Genomic DNA, 22,948 nt, shown 5'->3' on the forward strand with positions numbered 1-22,948 from the left:
ACAGCAATGAGCTATCGAATCGACGCCCCCGCCAGCGCGCTGCAGGAAGTGCCGACGACGCTACGCGCGCAATCAAGCCGAACGACGCGCTCCACGAGCGAGTACCGCGCGCTGGACGCCGCGCATCACATTCACCCGTTTTCGGACATGGGCTCGCTCAACCAAACGGGCAGCCGCGTGATCGTGAAGGCGAAAGGCGTGTACCTGTGGGACTCGGAGGGCAACCAGATCATCGACGGCATGGCCGGGCTCTGGTGCGTGAACGTGGGCTATGGCCGCAAGGAACTGGCCGACGCCGCCTACGAGCAAATGCAGGAACTGCCCTTCTACAACACGTTCTTCAAGACCACGCATCCGCCGGTCATCGAATTGTCGGCGCTGCTCGCGCAGCTCTCGCCCGAGCCGTTCAACCACTTCTTCTATTGCAACAGCGGCTCCGAGGGCAACGACACGGTGCTGCGCATCGTGCATCAGTACTGGCTCACGCAAGGCAAGCCCTCGAAGAAGGTCGTCATCTCGCGCCGGAACGCGTATCACGGCTCGACCATCGCGGGCGGCACGCTGGGCGGCATGGGCTACATGCACGAGCAAATGCCCTCGAAAGTCGAGAACATCGTGCACATCGACCAGCCGTACTTCTATGGCGAAGCGCAAGGCAACATGTCGCCCGAGGAATTCGGCCTCGCGCGTGCGCAGCAGCTCGAGGCGAAGATTCTGGAAGTGGGCGCGGAGAACGTGGCCGCCTTTATCGGCGAGCCGTTCCAGGGCGCGGGCGGCGTAATCTTCCCGCCCTCGACCTACTGGCCGGAAATCCAGCGCATTTGCCGCAAGTACGACATCCTGCTTTGCGCCGACGAAGTGATCGGCGGCTTCGGCCGCACCGGCGAATGGTTCGCGCATCAGCACTTCGGCTTCGAGCCCGATCTCATCACGATGGCCAAGGGCCTCACGAGCGGCTATGTGCCGATGGGCGCGGTGGGCATTCACGACCGCATTGCGAAGGCGCTCATCGAGAACGGCGAGTTCAATCATGGCCTCACGTACTCGGGGCATCCGGTCGCTGCCGCCGTGGCCGTGGCGAACCTCAAGCTGCTGCGCGACGAAGGCATCGTCACGCGCGTGAAGAACGACACCGGCCCGTACTTCCAGCAACGTCTGCGCGAGACGTTCGCCAATCATCCGATCATCGGCGACATCTCGGGCGCGGGTCTCGTGGCGGGCCTGCAGCTCGCCGAAGATCCGAAGGCGCGCAAGCGCTTCGCGAATGGCGGCGACGTGGGCACGCTGTGCCGCGACTTCTGCTTCAACGGCAACCTCATCATGCGCGCCACGGGCGATCGCATGCTGCTCTCGCCGCCGCTCGTCGTCACGCGCGGCGAGATCGATGAAATCGTGTCGAAGGCGAAGAAGGCCATCGACGCAACTGCGCAACAACTGGGTCTTTCTTAACGCGACTTGTCCACGGCGGGCGGCGCAACGGGGTGCTGGGCCTCCCGCCGATCTTCATCTTCAGGGGAAAGCAACATGAGTGTTAGTCATCTTCGTCATGCGGTCGCGATCGCGGCCCTCGCAGCGTGTGCAGGCCTCACGGCCATTCCCAGCGAGCCAGCGCACGCGGCCGACGGCGATCTGAACGTCTACAACTGGTCCGACTACATTGCGAAAGACACGATCCCGAACTTCGAAAAGGAAGACGGCATCAAGGTGAAGTACGACAACTACGACAGCGACGACACGCTGCAAGCCAAGCTGCTGGCCGGCAGCTCGGGCTATGACATCGTCGTGCCCACCTCGAACTACATGGCCAAGCAGATTCAGGCCGGCGTCTACCAGAAACTCGACAAGTCGAAGATCCCCAACCTCGCGAACCTCGATCCCGTGCTCATGCACATGATCGCCGACGCCGACCCGGGCAATCAGTACGGCGTGCCCTGGGCGTTCGGCACCGACGGCATCGGCTACAACAAGCAGGCGGTGGAAAAGGCGCTCGGGCCTAACGCTCCGGTCGATAGCTGGGCGCTCGTGTTCGATCCGCAAAATCTCTCGAAGCTCAAGGGCTGCGGCGTGTCGTTCCTCGACCAGGCGGTGGACGTGTTCGCAGCGACGCTGCAATACATGCACAAGGACCCCAACAGCACGAACCCAGCGGACTATCAGGCCGCGTTTGAGGTGCTGAAGAAAGTCCGCCCGTATATCACCCAGTTCAATTCGTCGGGCTATATCAACGACCTCGTGAACAACGATATCTGCGTTGCCGTGGCATGGTCGGGTGACGTCGGCATCGCGCACCGTCGCGCCGAAGAAGCCAAGCGCTCGTACGACGTCAAATTCTCGAACGTGAAGGAAGGCGGCCTGCTGTGGTTCGACGTGATGGTCGTGCCCAAGGATGCCCCGCACCCCGAAAACGCGATGAAGTGGATCAACTACGTCTCGGATCCGAAGGTCAACGCGCAGATCACCAACGAAGTGTTCTACCCGACGGCGAACAAGGCCGCACGCCAGTTCGTCACGCCGACAGTCGCGCAGGACGCGACCGTGTACCCGCCGGAAGATGTGCTCAAGAAGATGACGCTGATGAAGCCGATGCCGGCCGACATCCTGCGCCTCGAAAACCGTCTGTGGGCCCAGTTGAAGACCGGCCGCTGACACGCTGATTCCCCTGAAGGAAACAAGAAGGAGACGACGCGGAAGAGGGATCGCTCGACCCCTCTCCGCCTGAAGTGCGCAATTCCGAAGTCAGGCCGCGCGGCGCCGCCCCCCTTTTTTTGACGACTCGCGCGAGCCTTTCCCGAGCTCCGTTCGCAGTACTAATCGCAAGCCGCGCCACCGCCCCTGCGGGCCGGTTCGCGCCTGAAAAACGTGTACTGCGATCAGAAAGGAACCAAGGTCAGATCATGAATTCGACGTCCAAAGTCAACGCTCCAGAAGCTCCGCGCGCCACCGCGACCCCGGCAACGAACGATGCGTTCGTGCGCATCGAAAACGTCGTCAAGAAGTTCGGCGAGAGCATCGCCGTGGACAACGTGAGCCTGAACATCGCCAAGAACGAGCTTTTTGCGCTGCTCGGCAGTTCGGGCTGCGGCAAGTCCACCCTGCTGCGCATGCTCGCCGGTCTCGAAACGGCCACGTCGGGCCGCATCTTCGTCGATGGCGAAGACCTCGCGTCGCTGCCGCCGTACCGCCGCCCCGTCAACATGATGTTCCAGTCGTATGCGCTCTTCCCGCATATGAGCGTGGAGTCGAACGTCGCGTTCGGCCTCAAGCAGGAGGGCGTGCCGAAGAACGAAATTCGCGAGCGTGTGGCCGACGCGCTCAACCTCGTGCAGATGGGCCGTTACGCGAAGCGCAAACCCCATCAGCTTTCCGGCGGCCAGCAGCAGCGCGTGGCGCTGGCGCGCTCGCTCGTGAAGCGCCCCAAGCTCCTGCTGCTCGACGAACCGATGTCGGCCCTCGACAAGAAGATCCGCCAGAAGACCCAGCTCGAACTCGTGAACATCATCGAGAAAGTCGATGTCACCTGTGTGATGGTCACGCACGATCAAGAAGAGGCGATGACCATGGCCAACCGCCTCGCCGTGATGAGCGAAGGCCGCATCGTGCAGATCGGTTCGCCCGGCGAAGTCTACGAATTCCCCAACAGCCGCTTCTCGGCCGAGTTCATCGGCTCGACCAACCTGTTCGAAGGCAAGGTCGTCGAGGACGAGCCCGATCACATCTTCGTGGAAAGCGAAGACCTCGAAACGCGCATGTACGTGAGCCACGGCGTGACCGGCCCGCTCGGCATGCCCGTGGGCATCTCGGTGCGGCCGGAGCGCGTGCGCGTGACGCGCGAGAAGCCGGGCACGCCGCACAACTGGGCACGCGGCGTGGTCACGGACGTCGCCTACATGGGCAGCTATTCGCTCTACCACGTGCGCCTGCCGGGCGGCAAGGTGGTCGTCTCGAACCTCTCCAGCTCGCACCTCATGAACGAGGGCGCACCCGCCTGGAACGACGATGTCTACGTGTCCTGGTCGCCGGCCAGCGGCGTCGTGCTCACGCAGTAAGGAGGCCTCAATCATGAGTACCACTATTCCCGCCACGCCCGGCTCAGGCCGCGCCGCCGCAGACGCTCGCCGGGGCGCGCTCGCGCGCTTCTTCTCGCGCTTCGTGCCCTCGGGCCGCACCGCCGTGATCGGCGTGCCGTTCATCTGGCTCACGCTGTTCTTCGCCCTGCCCTTCGTGCTCGTGCTGAAGATCAGCTTCGCCGACCAGGTGATGGGCATTCCGCCCTACTCGAATCTGGTCGAGATGAAGGACGGCATGGTGCACTTCGCGCTGCAGCTCGGGCACTACGCGTTCCTGCTGCAGGACAGCCTCTATATAGCCACCTATATCAGCTCGCTGAAGATGGCGGCGGTCTCCACCATCTTTTGCCTGCTGATCGGCTACCCGATCGCCTATTACATCGCGCGCTCGAACCCGGCCACGCGCAACCTGCTCATGATGGGCGTGATGCTGCCGTTCTGGACGTCATTTCTGATTCGCGTCTACGCGTGGATCGGCATTCTCAAGGACGACGGCCTACTCAATCACGCGCTCATTGGCATCGGCCTGATCCATTCGCCGCTGCGGCTCTATCACAGCGACGCGGGCGTCTATATCGGCATGGTGTATTCGTACCTGCCCTTCATGGTGATGCCGCTCTACGCGCACCTCGTGAAGATGGACCTCACGCTGCTCGAAGCCGCCTACGATCTCGGCGCCAGGCCCTGGGTGGCGTTCACGCAGATCACCTTGCCGCTTTCGAAGAACGGAATCATTGCGGGCAGCCTGCTCGTGTTCATTCCGGCGGTTGGCGAGTACGTGATTCCCGAACTGCTCGGCGGCGCCGACACGCTCATGATCGGCCGCGTGATGTGGGATGAGTTCTTCAACAACATGGACTGGCCAATGGCCTCCGCCGTCACCGTGGCGATGGTACTGCTGCTGCTGGTGCCGATGGCGATCTTTCAGTACTACCAGGTCAAGGAACTGGAGGAAGGCAAATGATCAAGCCCAACCGTACGCTCTCCACCGGCGTGCTCACGCTCGGTTTCCTCTTCCTCTATATCCCCATCATCAGCCTCGTCGTCTACTCGTTCAACGAGTCGAAGCTGGTCACGGTGTGGTCCGGCTTCTCGCTCAAGTGGTATGCGGCGCTGTTGCAGGACGAAGAGCTGCTGAGCGCCGCCTGGCTCTCGCTGAAGATCGGCCTCATGACCGCGTTCGCCTCGGTGGTGATCGGCACGTGGGCCGGCTTCGTGCTCGCGCGCATGGGGCGGTTTCGCGGCTTCACGCTGTACACGGGCATGATCAACGCGCCGCTCGTGATTCCCGAGGTCATTCAGGGCATTTCGCTGCTGTTGCTCTTCGTCGCGCTCGAACAGATGCTCGGCTGGCCCAAGGGCCGCGGCATCGTGACGATCTGGATCGGCCACGTGATGCTGTGCGTGTCGTATGTCGCGATCATCGTGCAGTCGCGTGTGAAGGAGATGAACAAGTCGCTCGAGGAAGCCGCGCTCGATCTCGGCGCAACGCCGCTCAAGGTGTTCTTCGTCATCACGCTGCCGCTCATCTCGCAGGCCCTGCTCTCTGGCTGGCTCCTGTCGTTCACCCTTTCGATCGACGACCTCGTGCTTTCCGCGTTCCTTTCCGGACCGGGCTCCACCACGCTGCCGCTCGTCGTGTTCTCGCGCGTGCGCCTCGGCCTGAACCCGGAGATGAACGCGCTCGCCACGCTCTTCATCAGCGCGGTGACGATCGGCGTGATCGCCGTGAACCAGCTGATGAGCGCACGCGAGAAGAAGCGCATGCGCGACATGCAACTCGCTTTCGTCCAGCCCGATGCCGCCGAAACCATCACGCCAGCCGCGCCCGCTGGCGCAGTCGGTGCGCCGATCGGCCGCCGCGCCGCCTGATGAGGATAGCCAGGCAGTGAGAGGCGGCGTACGCCGCCTCTCACCGAACTCAAACTCAAACTCGAACTCGCACTGACTGCAATAACGACCAACAAGGAGAATTTCGATGAAGAAGAAGTTAATCTGTCTGCTGGTGGCCGGGGCGCTGCCAGGGCTCGCGCTAGCGGACTCGACCAGCGAACAGATCAAGGCCCTGCAGGCACAGCTGAATGCCCTGCAAAAAGAGGTGAAATCGCTCAAGACCGAACTGGCGCAATCGAAGACCACGGCGAAGACCGCAACCGCAGCGCCGGTCGTACCGGCCACCGCAGCCGCTCCGGTCGTCGACATCAGCTCGCCCGATTACGGCAAGGCGCAGGCAAACCTGACCAACGACCAGGTCGATGCGATGAAGCAGCAGATCGCGAGCCAGCAGCTCAAGGTCGATTCGCTCACCGACGCCGCCACCACCGGGCCGCTCGCGGGCCTGTCGATCACCGGCTACATCGACCCGACTTACATCTACAACCGCGCGCCGGGCACCTCGTCGTTCCTGTTCGCAAACCACACCGGTGCGTATAACTACTTCAACAGCACGTTCGGCGACGTCTATCTCGACATCAAGAAGACCTTCGGCGTGGGCCCGATGGCGCCTTCGGCCGAAATCACGCTCATGCCCAACCGCGGCAACGGCATCACGCTGCTGCAGAACGAACACGGCGAGATTGGCAACAACATCCTGAACACGGCAGTCGTGACGGTGCCGGTCACGTCTACGGGCACGTTCGTCGCCGGTCTCATGCCGAGCTTCGGCGGCTACGAGGTGCAGCAGTCGAACCAGATGCTCACGCTCACGCATAACCTGCTCTACGACTTCTCCGATCCGGGCAGCTATGTGGGCATCGGCTGGAATTACACGCCGGACGGCAGCCAGTGGGCGTTCAAGTTCATGATCGGCAACGAGCAGTACCGCACCAATGGCGCGGTCGTGCAGACGGGCCAGAACGCGCTGGGCGACCCGATCACAACGAGCAACAGGATCCCGACGTTCACGGCGCGTGCCGACTACACGTGGTCGAGCGCACTCGATATCGGCGGCTCGTTCAACATCGGCCGCCAGACGCTGCCGAGCGCATTCGACTCGACGACGGGTCAGGCCGTCTACGGCGTGGGTGGCCAGGCGTCGAGTTCGGGCGGCTACTTCTTCTTCGGCGAAATGGACGCGACCTACACGCTCGCGGACATCCAGTACAGCGCCGAAGCCGATTACGGTCAGCAGCAGCGTGCGGCGTTCAACGGCGGCAACGCGCAGTGGTACGGCTTCTCGCTGCTCGCGCACCGCAAGTTCAACGCGCCGGTGGTGGGCCGCATGGGCGTGACGGCGCGCTACGACCTGCTCGCGAACGGGAAGAACGGCGGCGGCGGTGGCGGCATCGTGCTCAACTCCAACGGCATGGACCCGTACAACGGCTTCGGCATTGGTGCGGACTGCCTGGCGAACTCGAAGGCCGGTGGCGGCTTCGGCTTCGAGTGCAAGGGCGCAACACGCCAGGACGTCGCGCTCGACCTGCTGTTCTACCCGACACAGCAGATCCAGGTGAAGGTGGAATATCGTCACGACTGGGCCACGCAGCGCGTGTTCCTGAACAGCGACGGCTCGTACGGCAAGAGCAACGACTTGCTCGGCGCGCAGTTCATCTACTCGTTCTGATGAAGTCGCGGCGGGCGCCGGCCTCGAGCTGTCGCCCGCCGTTTCCTGATTCGCTTTCCCTATGCTCAAATTCGCCAATCAGCCTCACGCCCCGTCCTGGTACGCGGCCACCGCGAACGACACCACCGCGCACCTCACGCTCGAAGGTGCGCTCGATGCCGATGTCTGCGTGGTCGGCGCGGGCCTCACAGGTGTTTCCGCCGCGCTCAATCTCGCCGAACGCGGCCACCGCGTCGCGCTCGTGGAAGCCTCGCGCGTGGGGTGGGCCGCAAGCGGGCGAAACGGCGGGCAGTTGATTGGCGGCTTTGCCTGCGATATCGACACGTTCGCGCAGTTCATGCCCGAAGCCGAGGTCCGGCAGATCTGGGACATGGGCCTGGAGACGCTCGACATCGTGAAGCAGCGCGTCAAGCAGCACAACATCGACTGCGCGCTCACGGCTGGCTATTTCACCGCCGCGAACAAGGCTCGCGACGTGGATGCGCTCAAGCGCTGGCGTGACGAGGCGGCGCAGCGTTTCGGCTACGACCGCTTCCAGTACGTAGACGGCGACGGGGTAGGACGCTACGTGGCGTCGTCGCGTTATCCCGGCGGCCTCTACGATCCCGATAGCGGGCATCTGCATCCGCTCAACTACACACTCGGGTTGGCGCGCGCGGCCGTCGTTGCGGGCGTGCGAGTGTACGAGAACAGCCCCGTCACGCGACTGCGCGAAGAGAACGGCGCACACGTGGTCGAAACCGCGCACGGCAACGTGCGAGCCAAATTCGTCGTGCTCGCATGCAATACGTATCTGGGCGACCTCGCACCGGCGCTGGCGCGCAAGATCATGCCCGTGGGCACCTATGTGATCGCCACCGAAAAGCTCGGCGCCGAACGCATGAACGCGCTGATGCCGGCTCAGGCCGCCGTATGCGACAGCCGTTTCGTGCTCGACTACTTCCGTCCCGCAGCGGACACGCGCCTGCTTTGGGGCGGCAAGGTAAGCTATTCCACCTTCGCGCCGCCCAATCTGGGCGAAGCCATGCGCCGCGACATGCTGAAGACGTTTCCGCAACTCGCCGACGTAAAGGTGGATTACGCATGGGGCGGCTACGTGGACATCACGATGAACCGCGCGCCGCACTTCGGCCGCCTCTCGCCCACGGTGTATTTCGCGCAGGGCTTCTCGGGCCACGGCGTGAACACTACCGGACTCGCGGGCACGCTGATCGCCGAAGCGATTCACGGCCAGGCCGCGCGCTTCGACCTGTTCGGTAAGATCCGTCACCGCGATTTCCCCGGCGGCGCTACACTGCGAACCCCTGCCCTCGTGCTCGCGATGGCGTGGTATCGAATGAAGGATCTGCTTTAAACCAAGCCCTAATGACACTCGACCTCGACGCCCAGGCGGACGCCCTCTCCCGCCACTCGTACTACGAAGCCACCGCCACGCGCCCCGCCGACGACGACCCCGTGCTCGAAGGCACGCTCGATGCCGACGTCTGCGTGATCGGCGCGGGCTTCGCCGGGCTCTCGGTCGCGCTGGAGTGCCGCGCACGCGGGCTTTCAGTCGCGGTGCTCGACGCCCATCGACCGGGCTGGGGCGCCTCGGGCCGCAACGGCGGGCAGACGCTCGTGGGCTTCGCGAAAGACGAAGTGCTCGAAAAGCAACTCGGCGCGCAGGGCATACGCGCGGCGTGGGCGCTCTCCATCGGGGGCGTGAAACTCGTGCGCGAGCGCATTGCGCGTTATGGCATCGATTGCGACTTCACGCCGGGCTATCTGACCGTAGCAACGAAAACGAAGCGCGTACCCGCTCTACGCGCATGGATGGACGCCGCACGCACGCGCTGGGGCTACGATCGCCTCGAATGGCTCGACACCGACGCCACGCGCGCACGCGTGGCGTCGCAGCGTTATATCGCGGGCGTCTACGACCCGGTCTCGGGCCATCTGCATCCGCTCAAGTACTGTCTTGGCCTCGCCGCCGCCGCGCGCCGAGAAGGCGCGCAACTCTTCGCGCATACGCGTGCGCTCGAAGTCGTACGCGGTGCGCGGCCCGTGGTCCGAACGGCGCACGGCGAAGTGCGCTGCCGCTTCGTGGTGTCGTGCTGCAACGCTGCGCCGGGCGGCGTGCTGCCCGGCAGCGTGGCCGCGCGTATCGCGCCCATCGCCTCGTACATCATTGCGACCGAGCCGCTAGGGCGAGAACTCGCCGACTCGTTGATCGTGCAACGTTCCGCCGTGTGCGACAACAACTTCTTTCTCGACTACTTCCGCGTTTCCGCCGACAACCGCATGCTGTTCGGCGGCCGCGCCGATTCGGCCGGTGCCGCGCCCGAGCGCCTTACAGCGGCCATGCAAACGCGCATGAGCGATACCTTCCCGCAGCTCGCGGGCGCGCGCGTGGAATACGCGTGGGGCGGTTTCGTTGATGTCACGCGCAACCGCGCGCCCGACTTCGGCGCGATCGACCCAAATTATTACTATGTGCAAGGCTTTTCGGGGCACGGTGTGGCGCTCACGGGCGTCGCGGGGCGCGTTGTCGCGCAGGCCATTGCGGGCGAGCGCGCTTCGTTCGATCTCTTCGCGCGGCTCGAGCATGCGCGCTTTCCCTTCGGGCCCGCGTGGCGGCGAACCGCGCTGGAAATCGGCATGCTCTATCACCGCGTGATGGAGATGTTCTGACGCGGCACGCCCTGCACGTTCCGCCGCCCTGTTATACCCTTGCGATAGTCCGCCGCCCTCACGCGGCGCACGCACTTCCTCCGCTTGAATCGCCTTTCGCAAGGAGCACCAGCAATGGATTACGTCAGGTTCGGCTCGACAGGGCTGCAGGTTTCGCGTCTTTGTCTCGGTTGCATGACCTACGGCGTGGCCGAGCGCGGCACGCACCCGTGGACGCTCGGCGAGGACGCCAGCCGTCCGCTCATCCGCCAGGCGCTCGACGCCGGCATCAACTTCTTCGACACCGCGAACACCTACTCGGACGGCACCTCGGAAGAGATCGTCGGGCGCGCGCTGCGCGACTTCGTCAAGCGCGACGACATCGTGCTCGCCACGAAGGTGTACAACCGCATGCGGCCCGGCCCGAACGGCCAAGGTCTGTCGCGCAAGGCCATCCTCACGGAAATCGACCATAGCCTCAAGCGCCTCGGCACCGATTACGTCGATCTCTACCAGATCCATCGCTGGGACTACAACACGCCCATCGAAGAAACGCTCGAAGCGCTGCACGATGTCGTGAAGGCCGGCAAGGCGCGCTATATCGGCGCTTCGTCCATGCACGCGTGGCAGTTCAGCAAGGCGCTTTACACCTCGCGCCTGAACGGCTGGACCGAGTTCATCAGCATGCAGGACCACGTGAACCTGCTGTATCGCGAGGAAGAGCGCGAAATGCTGCCGCTATGCGCCGACCAGGGCATTGCCGTGATGCCGTGGAGCCCGCTCGCGCGCGGCCGCCTCACGCGCGACTGGAACGAGACGAGCGAGCGCGAGGCCACCGACAAGTTCGGCAAGACGCTCTACGGCGCCGATGCGGACAAGGCCATCATCGATGCGGTCGCAACCATCGCCCGTGCGCACAACGTCTCGCGTGCACAGGTCGCGCTCGCGTGGCTGCTGCACAAGCCCGCCATCACGTCGCCGATCATCGGCGCGTCGAAACCGCAACACCTCGAAGACGCTGTGGCGGCGCTCTCGCTCGAGCTTTCCGACGAAGAGATCAAGACACTCGAAGCGCCGTATCTGCCGCATGTGATTGCGGGTCATCAGTAAGCGATGAAGCCGCTGGCAGACGTTCGCGCACGATGCGCGCGAGCGTCTGCATGAGCGTGTCGGCAACCTGCGGCGGCGTTTCCGCATAGCCGAGCAGGAAGCCGTTGTAGCGCGTGGCGTCCGGTGCATCGACGCAATACGCGCTCAACGGCGAGAGATGCAGGCCGTGTGCACGCGCAGCTTCGCTCACCTCGGCGTCGGCGAGCGGCGCGTCGAGGCGTACGCTCAAATGCATGCCGCCCGCGTCCGCCGACACCGTCATCATGCCGGCCAGATGCTTGTCGATGGCGGCGACCAGGCCGTCGCGGCGCTCTTCGTAGAGCTTGCGCATGCGCCGCAAATGGCGCGCGTAGCGTCCGCTTTCGATGAATTCCGCCAGCGCGAGTTGTTCCGCCACGCGCCCCTGGCGCACGAGCGTGTGATGCGCCTGCGCGAACGGCGCCGCCACCCGCTGCGGCACGATCATGAAGCCGATGCGCAGCGCCGGAAACAGCGTCTTGCTGAACGTGCCGAGATAGATCACGGGCGCGTCGTCGGCGAGGCCCTGGATCGACGGCAGCGGCGGCCCGTCGTGGCGCAGCTCGCTGTCGTAGTCGTCCTCGACGATCCACGCGCCGCACGCCCGCGCCTGCTCGATCAGCGCAAGCCGCCGCTCGAGGCTCAGCACGCAGCCCAGCGGATACTGGTGCGACGGCGTGAGATAAACGAGTCGCGGCGGCCGCTCGCGCCAGTCCTCGGGGCGCGCCGCCATGCCCGCGGCATCCACGCTCATCGGCACGAGTTCCAGTCCCGCGGCCGTAAACGCTACACGCGCGCCGAGATAGCCCGGATTTTCGATCCATGCGCGTTCGCCCTCGTCCGCGAAGAGACGCGCGCACAGGTCGAGGCTCGACTGCGTGCCGTCCGTGACGAATACCTGGTCGGGCTGGCAGCGCACGCCGCGCGAAACTCGCACATATTGCGCGATCGCCTGACGCAGCGCAGGCATGCCCGCGCTGTCGCCATAGCCGAGATCGTGCGCGCGCAACTCGCGCAACGCGCGTTCGACCGCCGTGCGCCATTGCGCGTAGGGAAAGGCGTCGAGCGCGGGCACGCCTGGGCGCAACGCCTTCGAACCGTCGCGGCCAGCGCGGCGCGGCGGCAGTTCGCGCACGCGGCGCGCAAGCGCAGGCACCGACTCTTCGCGCTGGGCGGTTTGGGCCGGCGTTGCAGCTGCACCGGCGCTGACCGCGTTGACGACCGAACCGTGGCGCGTGGCGTTGACGAAGCCCTCTTCCACGAGCCGCTCGTACGCATAGAGCACCGAATTGCGCGCGATGCCGAGCTGCTCCGCGAGCGCGCGGCTCGACGCGAGGCGCGTGCCGCGGCCAATATCGCCGTCTAGAATCGCGCGGCGCAGGCTCTCGTAAAGCAGGTCCTGCTGCGTGGGCCTGCGCACGGCACGCTTCGCATAGGCCGTCATCATCAACGCGTAGTCCAAACCCGTGGCTCCATTGTTTTTAATTTCGGTGGGACTAACAATGGTGCCACAAGTCCCTTACGCTTGGGAGTCCGGGAAAGCCTGTGAACAAGGAGACAACACATGACCGACACGACGCTTCAAGTCCGCGCCGTCGCACCCGACGATTTCGCTGCATGGCTGCCGCTCTGGGACGGCTACAACCGCTTTTACGGCCGCTTCGACGCAACCGCGCTGCCGGACCACATCACACGCACGACCTGGTCGCGCTTCTTCGACGGCTATGAGCCCATGCATGCGTTCATCGCCGTACGCGGCGAACGCGTGCTCGGTCTCGTGCACTTCATCCATCACCGCAACACAATTCTGGAAGGGCCGATCTGCTATTTGCAGGATCTCTTCACCGTGGAAAACGCGCGCGGCCAGGGCGTGGGCCGCGCGCTGATCGAGGCTGTGTATGCGCATGCGAAGGCGTCGAATTCGTCGCGCGTGTACTGGCACACGCACGAGACGAATCACACGGCGATGCGGCTTTACGACGACGTGGCCGTGAGGCCTGGCTTCGTCATGTACCGCAAGGACGTTTGATGGCGCGTCTGAAGCGCCTCAGGCGAGATCCTTGAGCAACGAGGCGCGCACCTCGCCGTCGATGGTCTGCGTCGGCACGCGGTAATTCGGATGATCGCAGCCTATCGTCAGCGCAGCGCCCTCGCGCAAGCGCGTTTTCATCTGCGGCGTGAGCTCGAACCGGACGAAATGCACCGCCGAAGTCTTTTCGGCGTTCTCGCGCTCGAGGTCCTCGTCGGCAATCGCGTAGACGGGCGCCTCGCCATCCACCTGCACGAACACCTTGTCCTCGATGCCGATCAGCCGCGCCAGCGCCGCGCGCCGCTCGACTTCACTCTCGTATTCGAGCTGCATGGTCGCCTTCAGGTTGCCGCCGTCGGGCACGAGCGGCAGATAGGCCGCGAGTTCGCCCTGAATGCCGTCTTCGTCGAAGATCTTTTCGATGTGCAGCATCTCCTGGATCTGGTAGCGGATCGTGGTCTCGTCCTCGAAGAGAAACGTGAGGTGATTGCCGAGCGACACCACGCGCTGCTTCTTGTGCTCGATGATGCGTTTGCGCATATCGCCCCGCACCCTGGCGTAGGCTTCCAGCGTCAACAGCGAATTTCTCGCGATCGTCATGAGTCGTGCCTCGTGAATGTTGCGGGTTGGCGTCGGGGCCTAGATGCCATAGGCGCGGCGCAGCAAGCTAATGGGATGAGCGAGCGGCGGCTCGCCTAGCTGGTTCTCTTCGATGCCCTGCGCAATGTGATGCCCCGCAAGCTGGCAATCGGACGAAATGAAGTTCGGCCCGGCCTGGCCTGGCTGCGCCTGCCCCATCTGCTTGAATACGGGCGTGCCGATCTTCATCGACATGGCGTGGAATTCCTTCTTCACGCCGAACGTGCCCGCGTGGCCCGAACAACGCTCGACCACGGTCACTTTCGTTTCGGGCACGAGCGAAAGCAGGTCGAACGTCTTGCGGCCGATGTTCTGCACGCGCGCATGACACGGCACGTGATACGACACGTTGCCAAGCGGCGCGCGGAAATCGGTCTTGAGCAGGCCGTCGCGATGGCGCGCCACGAGATACTCGAACGGGTCCCAGAACGCGTCGCTCACAGCTTTCGTGTTGGCGTCGTCGGGGAACATCAGCGGCAGCTCGTGCTTGTACATGAGCACGCAACTCGGCACCGCACCGATCAGCGCGTAACCTTCGCGCGCATAACGCGCGAGCATTGGCATGTTCTGCGCCTGCTTGTGCGCCACGCCCTCCAGATTACCCTGCTCGAGCAGCGGCATGCCGCAGCACCACTCGCTCTTCACGAGCTCGTAGGGAATCTCATTGTGGTCGAGCACCGCGAGCAGATCGTGGCCGATGCCGGGCTCGTTGAAGTTCACGTAACAGGTCGCGTAAATGGCGACCTTGCCCGGCGTGCGCTCGCCGTCGCGCACCTCGCTCGAGGCCGCGCGTTTGGCAACGTTACGAAACTTGTGTGTGGCGAAGTCGGGCAGCCACGCCTTGCGATCGACGCCCAGCATGTCTTCCATCGCGCCGCGCATCGCCTTCGTGTGATTGATGGCGTTGACCGTTTGCGTGACGACGGGAATGCCGGCGAGCTGGCCGAGCGCGTCGGTATTCGAGAGCACGCGGTCGCGCAGCTTCACTTCGCCTTTGCGATAGTGAACCGCCTTGGCACGCAGCATCAGATGCGGAAAGTCCACATTCCACGGATGCGGCGGCACGTAGGGGCACTTCGTCATGTAGCAGAGATCGCACAGATAGCACTGGTCGACAACCTTGTCGAACGACGCTTTGTCGACGTCGTGCGCTTCGCCGCTCTCGGTTTCATCGACGAGATCGAACAGCGTGGGAAACGCGCCGCATAGCGATACGCAGCGCCGGCAGCCCGCACAGATATCGAACACGCGCGCGAGTTCCGTATCCAGCTGGCCCTGGTCGTAAAAAGCGTCGGAGCGCCAGTCGAGCGGATGGCGGGTCGGCGCTTCGAGACTGCCTTCCTTGTGGGGCATGACGTCTCCTTCTTTTATTTATCAGCCAAATACGCTGCCAAGTGGGCGCGCGCGTACGCGCGCCGGCGCTTGCCGGCACGCGAAACAAAAAGCGCGCGCGTCATGGGTGGTGCCCGCCGTCAGGCACGCGGCGATGCTCGATGCGCCTCAGTCCGCCAGCACGTCCAGCGCCTTCGTATAGCGGTTGGCGTGGCTGCGCTCCGCCTTGGCGAGCGTCTCGAACCAGTTCGCGATTTCGTCAAAGCCTTCGTCGCGCGCGACCTTGGCCATGCCAGGGTACATGTCCGTGTATTCGTGCGTTTCGCCCGCAATTGCCGCCTGCAGATTCAGACGCGAGGTGCCGAACGGCAGCCCGGTTGCCGGGTCGCCTACCGCTTCCAGATATTCGAGGTGGCCGTGCGCGTGGCCGGTTTCGCCTTCAGCGGTCGAGCGAAACAGCGCCGCGACATCGTTCTGTCCTTCTACGTCGGCCTTGGCTGCAAAATACAGATAACGGCGGTTGGCCTGTGATTCGCCGGCAAATGCATCCTTGAGGTTCTGTTCCGTCTTCGAGCCCTTTAGCTGTGCCATCTGTGCCTCCATCGTTCGACCTGAAATGTGGGGACGCGACGCAATTCGCTTCGTGCAATGCAGCATGCGCGGGCGACTTCGCCGCACTATTAATCTAGGTTGTGGCGTTTGCGTTCCCAATTGTGAATTTCAATCCCCGCGATAGCGTAGCCGGGTTTACGCGGGCCGAAATGCGCATAAGAGGCGGGGGCAGGCACGCTGCATGCGCGCGACGATCCGTCGTGCACTCTTCACTTTGCGCGCGCGCGGAGTCGTCCTAGACTTGGAAATTGCCGACGCGCCCGATTAATTTTGCGGAGATGCCATGCGACTTACGATCTTGATCAACGGTTCCGATCCGACCGTCAATCACGACTATGCAGTGCTTTGGCTCGACACCGACCAGCAACGCTGGTCCCGCGAGTCTCACGAAGGGATCGACCTGCCGGAATGGGGTGAATTGCGCGACACAAATGGCGTCACGTCGCTCTGCGCACCGCTCGAAAACGAGCCGCTGTGCACACTACGCGGCCTGCACGTGAACCGCCGCCAGGAAATCAGTTCCGCACACGGCGACGCGACATGGTCGTGCGAAACCTCGCACTCGCCGATGGAAGGCCAATGGCGCCTCCAGGCTGTGGACCGCCAGATGGTCCGCGCCGAGCATTCGCTTTTTGCAGGCTGAGTCGTTGTTGATGATTTGACCGATTGAATGCAGGCGGCATCATTTGCCGCCTCGCTCCTCGCGCAGCAACGCAACGCTGCCGCGCTCATTGCATCTGTTTGTGCGTCACCTTTCGCTTGCGCCCGCCCCTGAGCGGGCGCGCGTTTTTTTGCGGCTGCATTTTTTCTCCCGCCTCCACGCGCGTCATGCGCCCGCTATACTTTCAGCCCGCTTGATCCCGCCCCAGTCCGGCCTGTCCTTTCGATGAAGAAGCTGTTTGCCTCGCTTGTCGCCTCCCTCGTGCTCGCCGCCGCGAGCCACGCAATCGCCGCACCGGCCTGTGCGCAATTCGTGCCCGAGGGCCAGTTCCCCACACTCACGAATCAGCGCATGGCGCCGAAAACGCGCATGCTCTGCTATTCCGATTTTGTCGTGCTCCATTCGGGCGTCACGCACGGGCCGCTGTGGTCGGCCGAGCATCTCACGCGCGCCCACCTCGAAGCCGCGAAGGACATGACGCGTACCAACCGCTTCTTCGAAGACGACCGCCTGCCCGAAGGCGAAGGCGCGACGCTCGCCGACTACAAGCGCAGCGGCTTCGACCGCGGCCACATGAGCCCCGCGGGCAACCGCTGGAATGCACAGGCCATGGCGGAATCGTTTTCACTCGCCAACATCGTTCCGCAGAATCGCGACAACAACCAGCGCCTTTGGGCCCATATCGAAAGCGCCGTGCGCAAGCTCGCGTCGAAGTATGGTGAAGCCTATGTCGTGACCGGTCCGCTGTTCACTGGCGCACAGCTCCAGACGATCGGCGCGACGCGCGTGCTCGTGCCGACGCAGATCTTCAAGGTCGTGTACCTCCCTTCGCAGCAGCTCGCGTTCGCGATCGTCGCGGACAATACGGCTGTCGATCGCTACGACGTGCGCTCGGTGCGCGATCTCGAAGCGCAAAGCGGCATTGCATTCCCGGGCATTCCGGCGAATATCGCGGCGAAGGAAAAAGTCTCGTTCAATGGCCGCGGCTTTGCCGTGAGCAAATGGGGCTGGTAGGCGTGCCCCCGTTACGCATAAGGAGGATCACACAGTGTTCGACGCATACGCAAACGACAACGACGTGCTCAACGTGCAAGGCGACGCGCTCACGCTCACGAACGGCACGACGCGCGTGACGCTCGCCGGCACGCTCGAACTCACGCGCGACAAGCGCGGGCTCGCCGCCGCGCTGGCGCTGAAGGCGGCGCTCGACGACGTCGTGAAGACACTGCAGGCCGACCCGCACCTGCCCGCGAAGGTCGCCGACGAGCCGGACCAGAAGCCCGGCGTCGTCGACAATCCGTTCAACTGAGCACGCTCATGCGAAGCGCATGCTTTAGAACGGCTTGCCTTCGCTCTCGCTCCAGGCGCGCGCCATGAGCGTATTCGAGGGCAGCGTTTCGTCGAGCAGCTTCTTCGCGCTCTGCGCGCCCGCGATCGGCAGGCCGGTGGGATCGATCGCCCCGATCTGCGCGAGCACCGAAGCCTGGTCCCAGTAGATGTGCTCGTTATAGAGCTTGTTGCCGCGAAAGCAGATCACGGCGAGCATCGGCACTTCGAAGTATTTGCCCGTGGGCGCGAGGCCCGGCAGCAGCCAGTCGATCTCGCGGTCGTGGGTGCAGCAGAAGATGAACTCGTCCACCACGCGGTCCGAGCCGATCGTGCGCGAGATCGGGATCAGGCGCGTGTCCTCGGGGTTCGAATGCACGAAGTGGTGCGTGTAGAAGCGCTTGAGTTCGTCGTGGCCCACGCCGCCCGTCATCGTCGGAATGTGGTTGACGTAGGGCTGCGCGACCATGGTCGGCATCACGTCGCTCGGGTTGCGCGCGACGAACTCGTGGTAGCAGTGCTCTTCCCACAGCGCGTTGAAGTCGTAGATCGGACCGAGCACCCGGCGTAGCATGGCGAGCGTGCGCGAGTAGGCCATCATCGTGGCGGGCTTGTCGTACGTCGAGCGGGAAGACGAAGCGAACGCGTGATCGCAGCCAGGGTACGTATACAGCTCGACGCCAGGCTTGCCCGCCAGCGCCTGCGCGATGCGCTCGCGCGTGGCGGCGCCGCAGTGGGCGTCGTCGGCGCCGAAGTGCAGCATCAGCGGACACGTGATGCGCGAGGCTTCGTCCAGATCGTTTTCGAGGCCCACGGCGTAATAGCCGATCGCGCAATCGACATCGGTGCGCGTCGCGCTCAGGTACGCGAGCTTGCCGCCCAGACAGAAACCCACCACGCCGGCCTTGCCGCGATGCTGCGGATGCGCGCGCAGCGCGGCGAGCGTTTGCGCCACGTCCTGCATCGCGAGGTCGACGTCGAAGCGCTCGTAGAGCGAGAACGCCTTCTGCGCGTCGGCGCCTTCGTAGCCGAGATCGACGTTCGGCTCCAGACGCCAGAACAGGTCCGGCACCATCACGACGTAGCCTTCCTCGGCGTAGCGGTCGGCGAGCGCGCGCATGTAGGCGTTCGCGCCGAAGATCTCCTGCAGCAACACGAGGCCGGGGCCGCTGCCCTCGGGCGGCAGCGCCGTGTAGGCGCGGAACTCGCCGCCGTCGTGCGACTTCACCTGGGTCCATTGTCCGTTCATTGGGGCTGTCTCCTCTCTTCGGTCTGGTCTGGTTAGCTGCCGTAGATTAGCGTCGATCTCGCGCCGCTGCAGCGCGTCGCACCATTCACGCAGCGCCGAAACCGCCCGCCACCGCGAGCGGCGGCAGTGCCGACTCGCCGCGTATCCACGCGTACTGCGCCAGCTCGGCCATTTCCTTGTCGCCGCGGCTGTCGCCATACGCGTAGAGCGTGGCGGGCGCGTTCGCCCCCCACCACGCGCGCAGCCGCGCGACCTTCTCCGGCCCCCAGCAGTTGTTGCCCGCCAGATGGCCCGTGTATATGCCATCGTGCCATTCGAGCTCGCTCGAAAGCACGGTGCCGATGCCGATCGTCCTGGCCCACATGCGCAGATAGATCGACGGCGACGCGCTCACGAGCACGACCTCATGCCCGAGCGCCTGGTGTTCGGCCACGCGCGCGAGCATGTCGGGGCGCAGCAGCGCCGGAAGACGGCGCTCGACGAAGCGCTGCGCGGCGGCTTCGAGCACCTCGCGCCGCACGGCTCCCATAGCGGCGTACAGGAAGCGCGCCTTGGTCGGCCCGCGCGGCGACCAGCCCAGAGGAACGCCGATGAGCCAGGGCAGGCAGCGCAGCGCGGCGGCGGTGAAGCGGGCGGGGCCGGCGGCGTCGAGCATGAACGCGCGAAAGCTGTCGGACGTGGTGATGGTGCCATCAAAGTCGAATGCGGCGACGACGCGGTCGTTCATGAAGCGGTATGGGCCTGGCGTGGAAGGGAAAGGCGACGCGGCGGGGCGCGCCGAACGGGCGTCATTGTCGGCGCAAACGCAAGCTCGTTGCAACGCGGCCGCGGCGTGCGCCCCGATGTTGACGCAATTCGTCAACGTGTATCGATATGGACGCGCATGGATGCCAAAGCATTAGCGTTATTGCGCGTTGGACGCCAGACCTGCAGCATCGACGATCTCGATTTCGCCGTAGCGCAACGCGAGCCACCCCGCGCGCTCGAACTGGCGCAGGATCTGGTTCACCGTTTGCCGCGAGAGCGCGAGCATCAGCGCGAGATCCTCCTGCGGCACGTTGATCACGCGGCGCCCGCACGTCATGCCTCGCGTGCCGGCCGCCTCGCCGTACTCGTTCGAGAGCAACAGCAACCGGCGCGCCACGCGCGCGGAAGCGCCCAGCAGCGCGGTCTCCTCGATCGCGTCGAACGCGAGACGCAGTTTTTGCGCGAGCAACAGGCCAAACGCGTGCCAGTACGCCGGCGTTGCGTCGAGCAGCGCCACGAGCGCCGCGCGCGGCACGTGAAAGAGCGTGGAGTCACGCTCGGCGTAGGCGTCGTGCGTGCGCGCGCCGCCGTCGAAGAGCGTGATCTCGCCGAACCAGTGCGCGGGCCCGACCACGGCGAGCAGCGCCTCGCGGCCCGCGAGGCTCGCCGCCCCCACGCGCACCGCACCTTCCAGCACGCAGTAGAGACCGTCGTCGGCGTCGCCGCGCATGAAGAGGCGCTCGCCCGCCTGCAGCGTGCGCACGCGCCCCGCCGCGCGCAGCGCGTCGCGCAACGGTTCGGGCGCGCCGCGAAACCACGCGCTGCGTTCGAGCGCGGCGGGGGACGGCGAACCGGCGGTGATGGGTGGGACGGAACGTGAAGGCATCGGGACAGGGCGAGCGGGGCCAGGCGAATCACAAAGCGGCGCAATTGTCGGATAGCCGAAGGTTTGCGAGCGTCAGCCCGACGATCATAATGATTTTGGAGACAGAGAGACACCATGAGAAACCTGACCGAGCAACTCACCCAGTACGCGGCCTATCACCGCGACTCGCGCAACATCGGCACCCATTTCGTCGGCATTCCGCTCATCGTGCTCGCGCTTGCGGTGCTGCTTGCGCGCCCGGTGATCGCGCTCGGGCTGCCGGTTCCCGTCTCGCCCGCATGGCTCCTGTTCGGCGCGGCGACGATCTACTACCTCGTGCTGGATGTGCCGCTCGGCCTCATGATGGCGGTCGTTTCCGTCGCGTGCGTGGCCTTCGGCGCGTGGCTCGCGCAGCAAGGCACCGCCGCGTGGCTGGGGGGCGGCGTGGGGCTGTTCGTGGTCGGCTGGATCTTCCAGTTCGTCGGTCACATCGCGTGGGAGCATCGCAAGCCGGCCTTCGTCGATGATCTCATCGGCCTCATGATCGGCCCGCTCTTTGTGCTCGCCGAAGCGCTGTTCAGCATCGGCTGGCGTCCTGAGCTGCGCGCCGCGATCGAGGCGAAGGTAGGACCCACGCGGATCAATCCGCCGCGCGCTCAGGAAGCGCGGCAGTAAGCGGCCGTTGCAAGGTCCTCAGCGCTCGAACCGGATGAGCCGCGCCGCGTGCACGGCCGTGAGCGCGACGGCAAGCCAGATCGGCAAGTAAGTCCCGAGCTGCCGCATGCCCAGGTGCTCGCCCAGCAGCGTGACGGAGACGATCACGAGCAGCACCGGCTCGACATAGCCGAGGATGCCGAAGAGTGCCATCGGCAGCAGCCGGCTCGCCTTCAGGTACGACGCGAGCGCGACGGTGCTGAGCACGCCGAGTCCGGGCAGCAGCACGAAGGCGAGGAACTTGTGCGCGTCGAGCAGCGCGAGCGATCCGCCCGCGCGAACTTCGATAACCGCCACCGGCACGAGCAGCAGCATTTCCACGGCGAACGTGACGAGCGAGTCCGCGTGAATCTTGCGGCGCAGCATGAAATACGGCGGATAGCCGAACGCGACGAGCAGCGTGGGCCACGAGAACGCGTGCGTCGCCCACAGCTCGTGCGCAACGCCCACGGCGGCGCACGCCACGGCGAGCCATTGCAGCGGTTCGAGGCGCTCGCGATAGTAAAAGCGTCCCACCAGCACCATGATGAGCGGCAGCAGGAAATAGCCGAGCGACACTTCCAGCATGCGCCCGTGCAGCGGCGCCCACAGAAACACCCATAGCTGCGAGCCCAGCAGCGCGGCGCTCGCCACCAGGGCGAGCGCGGTGCGCGGCTCCTTCACCATGCGCGCGACGAGCGCGCCCAATTGCGGCGCGCGCTTGCGCAGCACCAGCAGGGCCAGCGCGCCGGGCGCGGTCCAGATCACGCGCCACGCGAAAATGTCGAGGCCGCCGAGCGGCGCGAGCAGGAGCGTATAGGCCGACATCAGCGCGAACAGCGCCGAAGCGCCCACGGAAAGCGCAATGCCGCGCCCGGGTTCGTACTGGTTCATCGGGACACGCGGCAGAAAGCGCTAATGGCGGCATCGCGAGCGGCGCGGTGCGTGGTTTTCGCACGCGCGGGTAAAAAGGTTGTCATTTGAATTGGATATTGAATAAGGCGCGGGCGGCCGTTGGCGTCGGCGAGACCGCATTCTAGTCGCGTTTGTGCGCCGGCAGGCGGCGCAAACCCACGCCGGACAAGGCGGGCACACGGCGTGCGCGCATACCGGGCTGATGCAGGCGAGCAATTTAGTCCGGCAGAGCAGGCCACGATGGACTAGAACGTAAGTCTCGCCACGCCAGGCCGCCGTCGCCTTAACTGGCTGCAATTCGCGGCTGCAACTCGCGGCTGGAATTCGCTTCGACGACGAGCAAGTTGCGAGATTCCACCGGGGCCGCTGGAGCCGCGCCCGGCTTATCCCGGAGCGCCACGCCAACGCCCGCCGCCGTGATTCACAACGCCGTCCCCAACGTCCAACGCCCCCTGGAGCCCGCATGCCACTTTC

The 22,948-nt window shown here is 64.8% G+C and carries 22 protein-coding genes; 14 read left to right on the forward strand and 8 right to left on the reverse strand.

Features of this window, described 5'->3' with window-relative positions; translation table 11 throughout:
* Positions 1-6: 6 nt before the first annotated feature.
* The 9 genes from M3I53_RS33825 (at position 7) to M3I53_RS33865 (ending at position 11,388) form a co-directional block, all read left to right on the forward strand.
* Positions 7-1,449, forward strand: coding sequence for an aspartate aminotransferase family protein (locus M3I53_RS33825; protein ID WP_254320138.1), 1,443 nt, complete (start codon positions 7-9; stop codon positions 1,447-1,449).
* Positions 1,450-1,524: 75 nt separating this feature from the next.
* Complete coding sequence (locus M3I53_RS33830) at positions 1,525-2,646, forward strand: polyamine ABC transporter substrate-binding protein (protein ID WP_254320139.1); 1,122 nt, start codon at positions 1,525-1,527, stop codon at positions 2,644-2,646.
* Positions 2,647-2,894: 248 nt separating this feature from the next.
* A complete protein-coding gene (locus tag M3I53_RS33835) occupies positions 2,895-4,046 on the forward strand; it encodes a polyamine ABC transporter ATP-binding protein (protein WP_254320140.1) in 1,152 nt (383 codons plus the stop codon).
* A 13-nt stretch (positions 4,047-4,059) separates the two neighbouring features.
* Complete coding sequence (locus M3I53_RS33840; protein WP_254320141.1) at positions 4,060-5,031, forward strand: ABC transporter permease subunit; 972 nt, start codon at positions 4,060-4,062, stop codon at positions 5,029-5,031.
* Complete coding sequence (locus M3I53_RS33845; RefSeq protein WP_254320142.1) at positions 5,028-5,939, forward strand: ABC transporter permease subunit; 912 nt, start codon at positions 5,028-5,030, stop codon at positions 5,937-5,939. Before M3I53_RS33840 ends, M3I53_RS33845 begins: the two co-directional genes overlap by 4 nt.
* A 106-nt stretch (positions 5,940-6,045) precedes the next feature.
* Positions 6,046-7,629, forward strand: coding sequence for a DUF3138 family protein (locus tag M3I53_RS33850; RefSeq protein WP_254320143.1), 1,584 nt, complete (start codon positions 6,046-6,048; stop codon positions 7,627-7,629).
* 61 nt (positions 7,630-7,690) lie between these two features.
* On the forward strand, positions 7,691-8,983 hold the full coding sequence (locus tag M3I53_RS33855) for an FAD-binding oxidoreductase (RefSeq protein WP_254320144.1): 1,293 nt from the start codon (positions 7,691-7,693) through the stop codon (positions 8,981-8,983).
* An 11-nt stretch (positions 8,984-8,994) separates the two neighbouring features.
* Positions 8,995-10,299 (forward strand): FAD-binding oxidoreductase, encoded by a 1,305-nt coding sequence (locus tag M3I53_RS33860; RefSeq protein WP_254320145.1) that lies wholly within the window; start codon positions 8,995-8,997, stop codon positions 10,297-10,299.
* 114 nt (positions 10,300-10,413) lie between these two features.
* Complete coding sequence (locus M3I53_RS33865; protein WP_254320146.1) at positions 10,414-11,388, forward strand: aldo/keto reductase; 975 nt, start codon at positions 10,414-10,416, stop codon at positions 11,386-11,388.
* Here the strand turns inward: M3I53_RS33865 and M3I53_RS33870 are convergent.
* Positions 11,336-12,868, reverse strand: coding sequence for a PLP-dependent aminotransferase family protein (locus M3I53_RS33870; RefSeq protein WP_254320147.1), 1,533 nt, complete (start codon positions 12,866-12,868; stop codon positions 11,336-11,338). The two genes, M3I53_RS33865 and M3I53_RS33870, sit on opposite strands and share 53 nt — an antisense overlap.
* A gap of 102 nt (positions 12,869-12,970) precedes the next feature.
* Between M3I53_RS33870 and M3I53_RS33875 the strand changes: the two genes are divergently transcribed.
* Positions 12,971-13,435: a GNAT family N-acetyltransferase gene (locus M3I53_RS33875; protein ID WP_254320148.1), complete on the forward strand. Its 465-nt coding sequence runs from the start codon at positions 12,971-12,973 to the stop codon at positions 13,433-13,435.
* A gap of 18 nt (positions 13,436-13,453) precedes the next feature.
* Here the strand turns inward: M3I53_RS33875 and M3I53_RS33880 are convergent, their stop codons facing one another.
* The 3 genes from M3I53_RS33880 to M3I53_RS33890 form a co-directional block, all read right to left on the reverse strand.
* Positions 13,454-14,035, reverse strand: a complete 582-nt coding sequence (locus tag M3I53_RS33880; protein WP_254320149.1) for a DUF3501 family protein — start codon at positions 14,033-14,035, stop codon at positions 13,454-13,456.
* A 39-nt stretch (positions 14,036-14,074) separates the two neighbouring features.
* A complete protein-coding gene (locus tag M3I53_RS33885) occupies positions 14,075-15,427 on the reverse strand; it encodes a heterodisulfide reductase-related iron-sulfur binding cluster (protein WP_254320150.1) in 1,353 nt (450 codons plus the stop codon).
* A gap of 147 nt (positions 15,428-15,574) precedes the next feature.
* Positions 15,575-15,997: a rubrerythrin family protein gene (locus M3I53_RS33890; protein WP_069261580.1), complete on the reverse strand. Its 423-nt coding sequence runs from the start codon at positions 15,995-15,997 to the stop codon at positions 15,575-15,577.
* Positions 15,998-16,301: 304 nt separating this feature from the next.
* Between M3I53_RS33890 and M3I53_RS33895 the strand changes: the two genes are divergently transcribed.
* The 3 genes from M3I53_RS33895 to M3I53_RS33905 all read left to right on the forward strand — a co-directional run bounded on the left by M3I53_RS33895 (position 16,302) and on the right by M3I53_RS33905 (position 17,988).
* Positions 16,302-16,661, forward strand: a complete 360-nt coding sequence (locus M3I53_RS33895) for a DUF3564 domain-containing protein (RefSeq protein ID WP_028202768.1) — start codon at positions 16,302-16,304, stop codon at positions 16,659-16,661.
* 243 nt (positions 16,662-16,904) lie between these two features.
* Positions 16,905-17,693: a DNA/RNA non-specific endonuclease gene (locus M3I53_RS33900; protein ID WP_254320151.1), complete on the forward strand. Its 789-nt coding sequence runs from the start codon at positions 16,905-16,907 to the stop codon at positions 17,691-17,693.
* Positions 17,694-17,727: 34 nt separating this feature from the next.
* The gene (locus M3I53_RS33905; protein WP_254320152.1) at positions 17,728-17,988 is read left to right on the forward strand and encodes a hypothetical protein; all 261 of its coding nucleotides are present in this window, start codon (positions 17,728-17,730) and stop codon (positions 17,986-17,988) included.
* A 24-nt stretch (positions 17,989-18,012) separates the two neighbouring features.
* On the opposite strand, the gene M3I53_RS33910 is transcribed toward M3I53_RS33905, so the two are convergent.
* The 3 genes from M3I53_RS33910 to M3I53_RS33920 all read right to left on the reverse strand — a co-directional run bounded on the left by M3I53_RS33910 (position 18,013) and on the right by M3I53_RS33920 (position 20,887).
* Positions 18,013-19,254, reverse strand: coding sequence for a dienelactone hydrolase family protein (locus M3I53_RS33910; protein WP_254320153.1), 1,242 nt, complete (start codon positions 19,252-19,254; stop codon positions 18,013-18,015).
* A gap of 85 nt (positions 19,255-19,339) precedes the next feature.
* Positions 19,340-19,981, reverse strand: coding sequence for an HAD family hydrolase (locus tag M3I53_RS33915; RefSeq protein WP_254320154.1), 642 nt, complete (start codon positions 19,979-19,981; stop codon positions 19,340-19,342).
* A 177-nt stretch (positions 19,982-20,158) separates the two neighbouring features.
* Positions 20,159-20,887, reverse strand: a complete 729-nt coding sequence (locus tag M3I53_RS33920; protein ID WP_254320155.1) for a Crp/Fnr family transcriptional regulator — start codon at positions 20,885-20,887, stop codon at positions 20,159-20,161.
* Positions 20,888-21,001: 114 nt separating this feature from the next.
* On the opposite strand from M3I53_RS33920, the gene M3I53_RS33925 reads away from it, so the two are divergent.
* Positions 21,002-21,541, forward strand: a complete 540-nt coding sequence (locus M3I53_RS33925; RefSeq protein WP_254320156.1) for a DUF962 domain-containing protein — start codon at positions 21,002-21,004, stop codon at positions 21,539-21,541.
* A gap of 18 nt (positions 21,542-21,559) precedes the next feature.
* On the opposite strand, the gene rarD is transcribed toward M3I53_RS33925, so the two are convergent.
* A complete protein-coding gene (gene rarD / locus M3I53_RS33930; RefSeq protein WP_254320157.1) occupies positions 21,560-22,453 on the reverse strand; it encodes an EamA family transporter RarD in 894 nt (297 codons plus the stop codon).
* Between the last annotated feature and the right edge of the window lie 495 nt (positions 22,454-22,948).

It is taken from the genome of Paraburkholderia sp. CNPSo 3272 (assembly GCF_024206495.1).
In the GTDB taxonomy this organism is placed as follows: domain Bacteria; phylum Pseudomonadota; class Gammaproteobacteria; order Burkholderiales; family Burkholderiaceae; genus Paraburkholderia.